Annotated in this window: 9 protein-coding genes; 2 read left to right on the top strand and 7 right to left on the bottom strand. The window is 71.8% G+C overall.

What is annotated here, in order from left to right; translation table 11 throughout:
- Nucleotides 1-44: 44 nt before the first annotated feature.
- The 3 genes from AB0K60_RS02865 to AB0K60_RS02855 form a co-directional block, all read right to left on the bottom strand.
- Entirely contained in the window at nt 45-731 is a 687-nt protein-coding gene (locus AB0K60_RS02865) for a response regulator transcription factor (protein ID WP_364047852.1), read from the bottom strand.
- Nucleotides 728-1,900 carry a histidine kinase gene (locus tag AB0K60_RS02860; protein WP_364047850.1) on the bottom strand — a complete coding sequence of 391 codons (1,173 nt, stop codon included), beginning with the start codon at nt 1,898-1,900 and terminating at the stop codon, nt 728-730. The genes AB0K60_RS02865 and AB0K60_RS02860 overlap by 4 nt, the downstream gene beginning before the upstream one ends.
- 165 nt (nt 1,901-2,065) lie before the next feature.
- Nucleotides 2,066-3,157 (bottom strand): tartrate dehydrogenase, encoded by a 1,092-nt coding sequence (locus AB0K60_RS02855; protein ID WP_364047848.1) that lies wholly within the window; start codon nt 3,155-3,157, stop codon nt 2,066-2,068.
- Nucleotides 3,158-3,318: 161 nt separating this feature from the next.
- Here AB0K60_RS02855 and AB0K60_RS02850 point away from each other — a divergent pair, with 161 nt between their 5' ends.
- Together AB0K60_RS02850 and AB0K60_RS02845 are read left to right on the top strand one after the other, a co-directional pair.
- On the top strand, nt 3,319-4,224 hold the full coding sequence (locus AB0K60_RS02850; protein ID WP_364047846.1) for a LysR family transcriptional regulator: 906 nt from the start codon (nt 3,319-3,321) through the stop codon (nt 4,222-4,224).
- A 138-nt stretch (nt 4,225-4,362) separates the two neighbouring features.
- The gene (locus AB0K60_RS02845; protein ID WP_364047844.1) at nt 4,363-5,343 is read left to right on the top strand and encodes a phosphoglycerate dehydrogenase; all 981 of its coding nucleotides are present in this window, start codon (nt 4,363-4,365) and stop codon (nt 5,341-5,343) included.
- A 17-nt stretch (nt 5,344-5,360) separates the two neighbouring features.
- On the opposite strand, the gene AB0K60_RS02840 is transcribed toward AB0K60_RS02845, so the two are convergent.
- The 4 genes from AB0K60_RS02840 to AB0K60_RS02825 form a co-directional block, all read right to left on the bottom strand.
- Nucleotides 5,361-6,542 carry an acyl-CoA dehydrogenase family protein gene (locus AB0K60_RS02840; RefSeq protein WP_364047842.1) on the bottom strand — a complete coding sequence of 394 codons (1,182 nt, stop codon included), beginning with the start codon at nt 6,540-6,542 and terminating at the stop codon, nt 5,361-5,363.
- Nucleotides 6,543-6,649: 107 nt separating this feature from the next.
- Entirely contained in the window at nt 6,650-7,585 is a 936-nt protein-coding gene (locus tag AB0K60_RS02835) for a hydroxymethylglutaryl-CoA lyase (RefSeq protein WP_364047840.1), read from the bottom strand.
- Nucleotides 7,586-7,721: 136 nt separating this feature from the next.
- The gene (locus AB0K60_RS02830; protein WP_364047838.1) at nt 7,722-9,692 is read right to left on the bottom strand and encodes a biotin carboxylase N-terminal domain-containing protein; all 1,971 of its coding nucleotides are present in this window, start codon (nt 9,690-9,692) and stop codon (nt 7,722-7,724) included.
- A 580-nt stretch (nt 9,693-10,272) separates the two neighbouring features.
- Complete coding sequence (locus tag AB0K60_RS02825; protein WP_364047836.1) at nt 10,273-11,853, bottom strand: carboxyl transferase domain-containing protein; 1,581 nt, start codon at nt 11,851-11,853, stop codon at nt 10,273-10,275.
- Nucleotides 11,854-11,864 lie beyond the last annotated feature (11 nt).

Below are 11,864 nucleotides of genomic sequence, written 5' to 3'. Positions count from 1 at the left end.
CCGGCGGCGCGGGCGAGGCCGCGCCGCCGGTGTGCCGCCGGTTGCTAGGCGTCCAGCTCGTCGGCGACCCGGACAATGCCGTACCGGTAGGCGTAACGCACGGCGTGCACCCGGTCGCGCAGCCGCAGTTTGGTCAGGATCCGGGAGACGTGGGTCTTGACCGTCTCGTCGCCGATGTACAGGGTGGCGGCGATCTCCTGGTTGGTGAAGCCCTCGGCGAGCAGCAGGAACACCTCGTGTTCTCGGGCGGTGAGCCGGTCCATCCCCGGGGGCAGCGGGTGGGCCTGCGGCTCGGCCGGGGCGATCGCGTCGGCGATGCGCGGCGTGAGCCGCCGTACGACGGACGGGTCGACGTAGGCGTCGCCGCGGGCCGCGGCCTTGACCGCGGCGATGAGCTCCTCGGCGGGCAGGCTCTTGAGCACGAAGCCCTGCACGCCCGCGGTCAGGGCGCGGTGCAGGTATTCGTCGCTGTCGTACGTGGTGAGCATGAGGATGCGGACGCCGGACAGCCCCGACGCCCTGATCTCGGACGCCGCGGAGAGGCCGTCGAGCCGGGGCATCCGGACGTCGAGGATCGCCAGGTCCGGGCGCAGCCGGAGCGTCTCCGCGACCGCGGCGCGCCCGTCCGCGGCCTCGCCCACGCACTCCAGGTCCGGCTGGGTGCCGAGGATGGCGCGCAGGCCGGAGCGGAAGGCGGCGTGGTCGTCGGCGATGAGGATGCGGGATATCACGGTGTTTCTCCTGGCAGTGCGGCGTCAAAGCATACGCTCACGCTGGTCTCCCAGGTCCTGCCGCTGCCGTCGGGTCCATGGGAGACGGTGCCGCCGAACAGGGCGACCCGGCTGCGGATGCCGGCCAGCCCACGCCCGGTGGAGGGACGGTCGGACTGCTGCGGGCGCGGTCCGATGGGGTTGCGCGCGCTCAGCACCACCCGGGTCTCGCAGTAGGCCAGATCGACGTCGACCGTGGTCCCGTCCCCGTAGCGCAGTGCGTTCGTCAGCATCTCCTGGGCGACCCGGTACAACGCGATGTCGACCGAGCCGGGCAGCCGACGCGGCACGCCGGTGACCCGGAACCGGATGGCGAGGCCCGAGCGCCGGACGCCGTCGAACAGCTCGTCGAGATCGCCGAGGCCGACCTGCCCGGACGAATGGGAGGTCCGGTGCAGCACGTCGAGGACCCGGCGCAGGTCGCGCATCGCCGATCGGCTGGACGCCTCGACGGCCGTGAGCGAGTCGATGATGTCCGGATCGGCGCACTCGGGCCGGGCGGCGAGCCTGAGCCGCGCCGCGCCCGTGTGCACGCCGATCGCGCTCACGTGGTGGGAGATGACGTCATGCAGGTCGCGTGCGATCGACGTGCGCATCCGGTCCGCGGCGCGCTCCATCTCGGCGGTGGCGTCGCGCAGCTCCATCTCCCGGTTGTGGCGCAGCTCGGCGATGTAGCCGCGGCGGGCCGAGGTGTATCTGCCTACCAGCCAGGGGATGAACGCGTCCTTCACGATTCCGGTGACGGCCGCGAGCAGGTCGCCGGGCCCGGCCACCCACGTCGCGGCCGTCATCCCCACCGCCAGCGTGACCACGGCGGCGGCGCTCGCCCTGTCCCGCAGCCACGCGCCGGTGCGGTACGCGGCGATCACCGTGCCGATCAGGTCCCAATCCGCCTCGGGAGCGGCCTTGAGCAGTGCGGCGAGGGCCACGGCGGTGGCGGCGTGGGCCACGGCCACCTGTCCCGAGTAGCGGGGCGGCAGCGCGAGCGCCGCGTCCACGGCCACGATGAGGAGCATTCCGCCGATTCGGAGCGGACCGGGCAGGCCGGGCGTCTCCGCGACGAACATCACGACATCGACCAGCAGGCAGGCGAGGGCGATGAGCCGCGCCTGCCGCGCGAGCGACCGCATCACATCGAGCACTTCCCTTCGTCGCGCGGAACCGGTGCGCCACGGACGTACGGGGACCCTCCACATCGGCCACCTGCACCGTCTATCACTGCCGCGCCGATAACGAATCCCCTGATCAGGGGATATGCCTCCCCGAATCGTGTGACGATCGCTACGCGGCGCAGTCTATAGGTCGGCCCGCCGGGGCCGGAGGCGTCCGGCGATCGCGGTGCCGAGCCGGACGGTGGTGGCGTCGCCGCCGAGGTCCGGCGTCCGCGCCGCCGGGTCGTTCACCAGCACGTCCTCGATCGCCGCGACGATGGCCTCGGCGGCGGCGTGCTCCCCGAGGTGGTCGAGCATCATCGCGGCGCTCCAGATCTGGCCGATCGGGTTCGCGATGCCGCGGCCCGCGATGTCCGGGGCCGACCCGTGGACGGGCTCGAAGAGGCTGGGGAAGGCGCGCTCGGGGTTGATGTTGGCGCTGGGCGCGATGCCGATCGTGCCGGCGCAGGCCGGGCCGAGGTCGGAGAGGATGTCGCCGAACAAATTGCTGGCCACGACGACGTCGAACCGGTCGGGGTGGAGGACGAAGTTCGCGGTGAGGATGTCGATGTGGTACTTGTCGGCGCGGACGTCCGGGTACCGCCGGGCCATCGCCTCGGCGCGTTCGTCCCAGTAGGGCATCGTGATCGAGATTCCGTTGCTCTTCGTGGCCCAGGTGAGGTGCTTGTTCTCCCGTCGTCGCGCGAGTTCGAAGGCGTACCGCAGGACGCGGTCCACGCCGACGCGCGTCATCACGGTCTCCTGGATGACGGTCTCCCGGTCGGTGCCTTCGAAGATCCGTCCGCCGATGCTGGAGTACTCGCCTTCGGTGTTCTCGCGTACGACGTAGAAGTCGATGTCCTGCGGCGTCCGATCCCGCAGCGGGCTGACCATGCCGCGCAGCAGGCGCACCGGCCGGAGGTTGACGTACTGGTCGAACTCGCGCCGGAACCTCAGCAGGCTCCCCCACAGCGAGACGTGATCCGGCACGGTCTCGGGCCAGCCGACCGCGCCGAAGAAGATCGCATCGAAGGTGATGAGGGTTTCGCGCCAGTCCGGCGGGAGCATCTCGCCGTGCGCCTCGTAGTACGCGGCGCTGGCGAAGTCGAACGACTCGGTCTCGACGGTGAAACCGTGGAGTTCGGCCGCGCGGCGCAGGACGCGCAGGCCCTCCGGCACGACCTCGACCCCGATGCCGTCGCCCGGGATGACGGCGATGCGATATTTGCGAGACATGGATGCGTACCTTTTTCGCTCATTGGTCACCGGCGGCGACCTGACGGGAGCATCAACGTACGCAGGTCACCGCCCGAGACCTAGGGGTTGTGAAGCAAGGTAGGCTTTCGCGGCTGGAAAGGTTAGTGGAGACAGGTCGCGAGAGGTCACGAGGGGTCATCGTGCCGGAGTCTGTCGACGACCTGCGGTTTTTCAAGGTCGTCGCCGCGAGTGAGACGCTGACGGCGGCGGCGCGCGGGCTGGGGTGTTCCCTTCCGGTGGTGAGCAAGCGGCTCGCGGCGATGGAGCAGCGCCTCGGCGTGCAGCTCGTGCGGCGCGGGACGCGGAGGCTGGTGCTCACGTCCGAGGGGGCGGTGCTCGCTAAGGGCATCGACCCGATCCTCGCCGACGTGCAGCGGCTGGAGGAGCAGGTCTCCGGCGGGTCCGAGGCGCTGCGGGGGTCGCTGGTCGTGGAATCGACCCTCGGGATCGGGCGGGCGCACATCGGCCCGCTGCTGGGCGAGTTCGGGGCGCGTCATCCGGATCTCGACGTACAGCTGACCACGACGCCCCTTCCCGTCAGCCCGCATCGGCGGGAGTTCGACGTGGCGATTCGCGTGGGCCCGATCCACGACTCGACGCTGCGGATCCGGCGGCTCGCGGAGAACCGGCGCGTGGTGTGCGCGTCCCCCGAATACGTGCGGCGGCACGGTGCGCCGCGGACGGTGGACGAACTCGCCGAGCACAACTGCATTCTGCTGCGCGAGAACTACGGCGACTACGCGCTGTGGCGCTTCGGCGAGGGCCCGGACGAGTTCCGCGTACGCGTAGGCGGCACCTTGTCCAGCAACGACGGCGACATCGTGACCGGGTGGGCGCTTGAGGGCCGCGGGCTCATCATGCGCTCCACGTGGCATGTGGGTCCGATGCTCAAGGATGGGCGGCTCGTCCAGGTGCTGGCGGATGTTCCCACGCCAGCGGCGGACGTGTACGCGCTGCACGCCGACACCGAGCATGTGCCCGCGCGGGTGACGGCGGTGTTGGACTTCCTGAGCGAACGGCTGCCCGAGCGGCTGGGCCGAGCGTGATCGGGGCCCAAATCGGGACGCGAATCGGGACCCGAATCGAGAAAGGTGAGCTTTCGCCGGCAGGGGTTATCCGGCCGGGGTCCTCCCGTTACGGTTCACCTCGGCCCTTGTCCCCGCCGGAAGTGAGTGCTCGGCCCGATGTCCCGCATCCTCATCACCACCGACTACCTCAAGCCGGGTGATCCGGTCGATGTGTACCTGAAGGAGCATGGTCACCAAACGGTGCACGCGCCGCTGCGCGGGCGTCGCGATCGCGACGAGTTGGTCCGGCTGCTCGACGGCGTCGAGGGCGCGATCATCGCCAACGAGCCGATGACGACCGACGTCCTCGCCTCTGCGCCGGACCTGAAGGCCGTGGTGCGGTCGGGCGTCGGGTACGACTCGGTCGACGTCGCCGCCGCCTCGGAGCTGGGGATCCTAGTCAGCAACCTGCCGGGTATCAACGCCAACGCCGTCGCGGAGTTCACGATGGGCGCGATCCTGGCGGCGTCGCGGAGGCTGGTCGAGCTGGCCGTGGGCGTCGCCGAAGGCCGCTGGCCCCGCACGGACGGGCACGAGCTGCGGGGCTCCACGCTCGGCCTGATCGGGTTCGGCGCGGCGGCGCGCGCCGTGGTGCCGCTGGCGCGCGCCTTCGGGATGACCGTGCTGTGCCGTACCGGGATGGAACCGGGCCGTGACGTGCCGGAGGTGGAGTTCGTCGATCTCGACACGCTGCTCGCCCGCTCGGACGTCGTGTCCGTGCACACCGCCCTGACGCCCGCCACCCGCCACCTGATCGACGCCCGGGCGCTGCGCCTGATGAAGCCGACCGCGCTGCTCGTCAACACCGCGCGCGGCGCGATCGTCGATGAGAACGCCCTGGCCACGGCCGTCCGCGACGGGATCATCGCGGGCGCGGCGCTGGACGTGTGCGAGGTGGAGCCGCTGCCGCAGGACAGCGTGCTGCGCGGCGTCCCGGGCATCACGGTGTACTCGCACATGGCCGGTCAGACGGTGGAGGCGCGCGAGGCCGCCGGGCGTGAGGCCGCCGTCGAGCTCGTCAACGCCCTGTCCGGCAGGCCAGCGTTCCGCGTCAACGATCCCTCGGTACGCCGGTTCCGCGTGGCCCTGCGAGGGTGACCAGCGGATCGGAGGGCTCAGAGGGCGGGGAGGCCGAGCTCGCGGGCGATCACCATGCGCTGGACCTCGCTGGTGCCCTCGCCGATTTCGAGGATCTTGGCATCGCGGTAGAAGCGGCCGACCGGGTACTCGTTCATGAAGCCGTAGCCGCCGAAGATCTGGGTGGCGTCGCGGGCGTTGTCCATGGCGGCGTTGGAGGAGACGAGCTTGGCGATGGCCGCCTCCCTTTTGAAGGGCTCGCCGGCGAGCATCTTCGAGGCGGCGTGGTAGTAGGCGAGACGGGCGGTGTGGGCGCGGGTCTCCATGTCGGCGATCTTGAACTGGATGGCCTGGTACGCGCCGATGGCGTTGCCGAAGGCGCGGCGCTGGGCGGCGTACGTGAGCGACTCGTCGACGCAGCCCTGGGCGAGGCCGACCGACACGGCGGCGATGGCGACGCGGCCCTCGTCGAGGGTCTGCAGGAACTGCGCGTAGCCACGGCCCCGCTCGCCGAGCAGGTTGGCGGCGGGCACGCGGCAGTCGCTGAAGGACAGTTCGCGGGTGTCGGAGGCCGACCAGCCCACCTTGGAGTACTTCTTCGACACGGTGAAGCCGGGGGTGCCGCTCGGCACCAGGATCGTGCTGATCTCCGGCCTGGGGCCGTTCGGCCCCTCCCGGCGGCCGGTGATCGCCGCGACGCCGATCACGCCGGTGATGTCGGTGCCGGAGTTGGTGATGAACGACTTCGTGCCGTTGATGACCCATTCGTCCCCGTCGAGCACGGCGGTGGTGCGCATGCCGCCGGGCACGTCGGAGCCGCCGCCCGCCTCGGTCAGGCCGAACGCGCCGAGCATCTCGCCGCTGGTCAGCCTCGGGAGCCACTCGGCCTTCTGCTCGGCCGTGCCGAACCGGTAGATCGGCATCGCGCCGAGGCTGACCGCGGCCTCCAGGGTGATCGCCACCGAGTTGTCGACGCGGGCGAGCTCCTCCAGGGCCAGGCACAGGGCGAAGTAGTCGCCGCCCATGCCGCCGTACTCCTCGGGGAAGGGCAGGCCGAACAGGCCCATCCGGCCCATCTCGCGGACGATGTCGTAGGGGAACTCGCCGCGTTCGTAGTAGTCGCCGATGACCGGGGCCACCACCTCGCGGGCGAACTTCTCGACGGTCTGGCGCAACGCCTGGTGTTCCTCGTCGAGGATGTGCATGGTGCCGACTGTCATTGCGGGCCCCCTTGTCGAAGCTGTCGGGAAGGTCGCGGGATCTGCCGGACCTGTCGGATTTACCGGGATCTGCCGGTTTCGTACGGTTTCTCGTTGGTTTGCGGGTTTCAGTGGGCGAGCGCCTGGACGACGCGGGACGGGCTGGGGCGGCCAAGCCTCTCGGCGAGCCAGACGCTCGTCTCGACCAGCGACCCCAGCGAGACGCCGGTCTCGATGCCGAGGCCGTGCAGCATCCACACCAGGTCCTCGGTGGCGAGGTTGCCGGTGGCGCTCTCGGCGTACGGGCAGCCGCCGATGCCGCCGGCGGAGGCGTCGATCACGGTCACGCCGGCGCGCAGGGCGGCGAGCGTGTTGCCCAGGGCCTGCCCGTAGGTGTCGTGGAAGTGCACGGCGAGCCGGTCGGGCGTGACGCCCGCCTCGCCGTACGCGGCGATGAGGTCGGTGACGTGGCCGGGGGTGCCGACGCCGATCGTGTCGCCGAGGGACAGTTCGTGGCAGCCGAGGTCGAGCAGGCGCTTGCCGACCGTCACCACCTGGGCGATCGGGACCGGGCCCTCCCACGGGTCGCCGAAGCACATCGACAGGTAGGCCCGGACGCGGAGCCCGGCGTCGAGCGCCCGCCGTACGACCGGGGCGAACATCTGCAGCGATCCCTCGATGTCCCGGTTGAGGTTGCGCCGAGCGAAGGACTCGGTCGCGCTGCCGAAGACCGCAATCTCGGTGACGCCCTTCTCCAGCGCGCGGTCCAGGCCGCGCTCGTTGGGCACGAGCACCGGGCGGCGGACCCCGGGCGCGGGTTCGAGCCGGTCAAGCAGCTCGGCCGCGTCCGCGAGCTGCGGCACCCACTTCGGGTGCACGAAGCTCGTGGCCTCGATCACGGTGAGCCCGGCGGCGGCGAGACGGCCGATGAACTCGGCCTTCACCTCCACGGGCACCACGGCAGACTCGTTCTGCAGCCCATCGCGCGGCCCGACCTCATAGATCGTGACCCGCTCCGGCAGCCCTTCCATCGGCACCCGGTACGGCAGGCCAGGGTGGGCCATGATCACTCCCCCTCCGGAATGACAGCCGCGAACGCGGCATGCGTCCGTGTTTCCTCCCGGTTCCGCCTCGCGGCCGGGGATGTCGTGCTCGGGCGTCGTCCCGCCGGGCATGCCCGAAACGACCGATCGGCATGTGTCATGACCGTTCCTCCTCGGGTTCGACAACCGCGAGCAGGGCGTCCATGTCCACGGCGCGGCCCGCGCGGGCGGGCAGCTCGACGACGACGCCGTCCACCGGCGAGGTGACCGTGTGCTCCATCTTCATCGCCTCGACGATCACCAGCGGCTGGCCTCGGGTGACCCGCTCCCCCGGCGTGACCTTCACCAGCAGGACGGTGCCGGGCATGGGGCTGCGGACCGCGCCGCCCGCCGAGCGGCTCGCCGCCCGCTCGCGGCGCTCGTCGGCGAGTTCGAAGCGCCAGGCCGCGCCCGCGGACCCGATCCAGATCGCGTCGCCGTCGCGGGCGAAGGCGTGGCGGCGGGTGACGCCGTCGAGTTCGAGCACCGCGTCCCCTTCATCCCGATCAAGGAGCCTCCCCCGTACGGCCTCGCCGTCGCCGACGGCCACCTCGGCGTCGCCCGCGAGCCCGCGTACCCGCACCTCGATCGTGTCGTCGCCGTCGCGCAGCCGGTAGCGGGCCCAGGCCCGCTCGCCCAGCCGCCACCCGTCGGCGACGTCCCACGGATCCGGCCCGGCCGGGCGGTCGTGCAGCAGGAGCGCGGCGGCGGCGAGCGCCTCGTCACGCGGCCGGGGCGCGGGGACGTGCCGCTCTACCAGCCCCTCCACCAGCCCCTCCACCAGCCCGGTGTCGAGATCGCCCGCGACGACGGCGGGATCGGCCAGCAGCGAGCGCAGGAACGCGATGTTGGTCGGAACGCCCAGCAGGACCGTGTCCGCCAGGGCCGCGTCCAATCGCCGCAGCGCCTCGGCCCGGTCCGGGCCGTGGGCGATGACCTTGGCGAGCATGGGATCGAAGCCGGTGCCGACGACCGTGCCGGGCAGCAGGCCAGAGTCGACGCGGACCCCGGCGCCCTCGGGTTCGCGCAGGCGCAGCACGGTGCCGCCGGTCGGCAGGAATCCGCGGGCCGGGTCCTCGGCGTAGATCCGGGCCTCGACGGCGTGGCCGCCGAGCCGTACCTGATCCTGGGTGAACGCGAGCGGCTCGCCTGCGGCGACGCGCAGTTGCGCCTCGACCAGGTCGATGCCGGTGATCGCCTCGGTGACCGGGTGCTCCACCTGGAGGCGGGTGTTCATTTCCAGGAAGAAGTAGTCGATGGCCCCGTTTGTCCCGTGCGCGATGAACTCGACAGTGCCCGCGCCCACGTACCCGACCGAGCGCGCGGCCTCGACCGCGGCGGCGCCCATGCGAGCCCGGGTCGCCTCGTCGAGCAGCGGCGACGGGGCCTCCTCGACGATCTTCTGGTGCCGCCGCTGCAGGCTGCACTCGCGCTCGCCGAGGTGCACGACCCCGCCGTGGGCGTCGGCGAGCACCTGGATCTCGATGTGCCGGGGGTTGGCTACGTAACGTTCGATCAGCAACGTGCCGTCCCCGAAGGCGGCGAGGGCGGTACGGCGCGCCGACTCCAGCGCCTCGGGCAGTTCGGCGGCCGAGCGCACGGTCAGCATGCCCTTGCCGCCGCCACCCGCCGACGGCTTCACGAGCACGGGGAATCCGATCCGCCGCGCCGCCTCCGCCAGATCGTCGTCCGGCTCGGCGCCGCCGGGCACGACGGGCACCCCGGCAGCGGCCACGGTGGCCTTGGCGCGGATCTTGTCGCCCATCGCCTCGATCGCGTCGGGCGGCGGGCCGATGAAGACGACGCCCGCCTCGGCGCAGCGGCGGGCAAAGGCCGCGTTCTCCGCGAGGAACCCGTAGCCCGGGTGAATCGCGTCCGCCCCGGCGCGGACGGCCGCGTCGATGACGGCGTCGGCGTCGAGGTATCCGGCGGGGAGGCGGACCGCGACGTCCGCGTCCCGCACGTGGCGGGCGGCGCGCGTGTCCGCGTCGGCGTACACCGCGACGGACCTGATGCCCAGGCGCCGCAGCGTGCGGATGATCCGGACGGCGATCTCGCCCCGGTTGGCGACCAGTACGGCCTCGAACATCTCACCGCTTCCTATTCACTGGGCATCGCGGCTCCGGCCCGCGGTCGCGCCGCGCGTCCACCCGCGCCGGAGCCCTGGACGAGCGCCTCCCGCTCACCGGATGCCGCGGCACGATTCCGGCGAAACGAGCAGCACCCCCACGCGCCGAAGTCCCGGACGGGCAACCCGCCGCCCGCCGCTCCCCGCTCACCGGATACCGCGACACGATTCCGGCGAAACGAGCAGCACCCCCACGCGCCGAAGTCCCGGACGGGCAACCCGCCGCCCGCCGCTCCCCGCTCACCGGATGCCGCAGCACGATTCCGGCAGAACGAGCGGCATCCCCACGCGCCGAAGTCCCGGACGGGCAACCCGCCGCCCGCCGCTCCCCGCTCACCGGATACCGCGACACGATTCCGGCGAAACGAGCAGCACCCCCACGCGCCGAAGTCCCGGACAGGCGACCCGCCGCCCGCCGCTCCCCGCTCACCGGATGCCGCCGCTTGAATCGGGCGATTCGCTCCGCGTAGACGCGCGCCGGAACCGCGGATCGGTCCGCCATCTGCTCCTCACCTGCCCTCACCTGCCCTCACCTGCGCCTTCACATTCGGAACACGCCGTACCCGACGGGTTCGAGCGGTGCGTTGGCGGCGGCCGACAGCGCCAGGCCGAGCACCGTGCGGGTGTCGGCCGGGTCGATGACGCCGTCGTCCCACAGCCGCGCCGTGGAGTAGTAGGGGTTGCCCTGGTGCTCGTACTGCTCGCGGATGGGCCGTTTGAACTCCTCTTCCTCCTCCGCGCTCCACGCGTCGCCGAGCTGGTCGCGGCGTACGGTGGCGAGCACGTTCGCGGCCTGCTCGCCGCCCATGACCGAGATCCGGGCGTTCGGCCACATCCACAGGAACCTCGGCGAGTACGCCCGCCCGGCCATCGCGTAGTTGCCCGCCCCGAACGAGCCGCCGATGACGACCGTGAGCTTCGGCACCCGGGCGCAGGCCACGGCGGTGACCATCTTCGCGCCGTGCTTGGCGATGCCGCCCTGCTCGTACGCCTTGCCCACCATGAAGCCGCTGATGTTCTGCAGGAACACCAACGGCGTGTTCCGGCGGTCGCACAGTTCGATGAAGTGCGCGCCCTTGAGCGCGGACTCGGCGAACAGGATGCCGTTGTTGGCGACGATCCCCACCGGATGCCCGTAGATCCGGGCGAATCCGGTCACCAGCGTCGGGCCGTACTCGGCCTTGAACTCCAGCAGCCTGCCGCCGTCCACGATCCGGGTGATCACCTCGTGGACGTCGTAGGGGGTGCGGGGGTCGGGCGGGACGATGCCGTACAGCTCGCGCGGATCGTGCGGCGGCTCCTCGGGCGGCTCGACCCGCCAGGGCGCGGGGGGCGGCGGCGCGAGGGTGGCGACGATGTCGCGCACGATGCGCAGCGCGTGCCGGTCGTCGTCGGCGAGGTGGTCGGTGACGCCGGAGATCCGGGCGTGCACCTCGCCGCCGCCGAGTTCCTCGGCGCTCACCACCTCGCCGGTCGCCGCCTTGACCAGCGGCGGGCCGCCGAGGAAGATCGTGCCCTGGTTGCGGACGATCACCGCCTCGTCGCTCATCGCGGGGACGTAGGCGCCGCCGGCCGTACAGGATCCGAGCACGGCGGCGATCTGCGGGATGCCGCGCGCGGACATCGTGGCCTGGTTGTAGAAGATCCGCCCGAAGTGCTCCCGGTCCGGGAAGACCTCGTCCTGCATGGGGAGGAAGGCCCCGCCCGAGTCGACGAGGTAGATGCAGGGCAGATTGTTGTGCAGCGCCACCTCTTGGGCGCGCAGGTGCTTCTTGACCGTCATCGGGTAGTAGGTGCCGCCTTTGACCGTGGCGTCGTTGGCCACGATCACGCATTCGCGCCCGGACACCCGCCCGATCCCGGTGATGATCCCGGCCGCCGGGGCCTCGTCGCCGTACATGCCGGTCGCGGCGAGCGGCGACAGTTCGAGGAAACGCGAGCCGGGGTCGAGCAGGGTGTCCACCCGATCGCGCGGCAGCAGCTTGCCCCGCTGAACGTGCCGCGTGCGCGCCCGCTCGGGGCCGCCGAACGCGGCGACGGCGAGACGCTCCCGCAACTCGGCCACGAGCCGCTCGTTGATCTCGGCGTTCCGCTTGTACGGCTCGGCGTCGTCGGGCCGCATCGGCGCACCTC

This window comes from Thermopolyspora sp. NPDC052614, from assembly GCF_040678635.1.
Taxonomy (GTDB): Bacteria; Actinomycetota; Actinomycetes; order Streptosporangiales; family Streptosporangiaceae; genus Thermopolyspora.
This window is presented reverse-complemented; position numbering and strand designations above follow the sequence as displayed.

What these genes read in the sequence shown, in the direction of transcription:
- AB0K60_RS02860 (WP_364047850.1), bottom strand. Translation starts at nt 1,900, where the DNA reads ATGCGGTCGCTCGCGCGGCAGGCGCGGCTCATCGCCCTCGCCTGCCTG.
- AB0K60_RS02855 (WP_364047848.1), bottom strand. Translation starts at nt 3,157, where the DNA reads ATGTCTCGCAAATATCGCATCGCCGTCATCCCGGGCGACGGCATCGGG.
- AB0K60_RS02845 (WP_364047844.1), top strand. Translation starts at nt 4,363, where the DNA reads ATGTCCCGCATCCTCATCACCACCGACTACCTCAAGCCGGGTGATCCG.
- AB0K60_RS02840 (WP_364047842.1), bottom strand. Translation starts at nt 6,542, where the DNA reads ATGACAGTCGGCACCATGCACATCCTCGACGAGGAACACCAGGCGTTG.
- AB0K60_RS02835 (WP_364047840.1), bottom strand. Translation starts at nt 7,585, where the DNA reads ATGGCCCACCCTGGCCTGCCGTACCGGGTGCCGATGGAAGGGCTGCCG.
- AB0K60_RS02830 (WP_364047838.1), bottom strand. Translation starts at nt 9,692, where the DNA reads ATGTTCGAGGCCGTACTGGTCGCCAACCGGGGCGAGATCGCCGTCCGG.
- AB0K60_RS02825 (WP_364047836.1), bottom strand. Translation starts at nt 11,853, where the DNA reads ATGCGGCCCGACGACGCCGAGCCGTACAAGCGGAACGCCGAGATCAAC.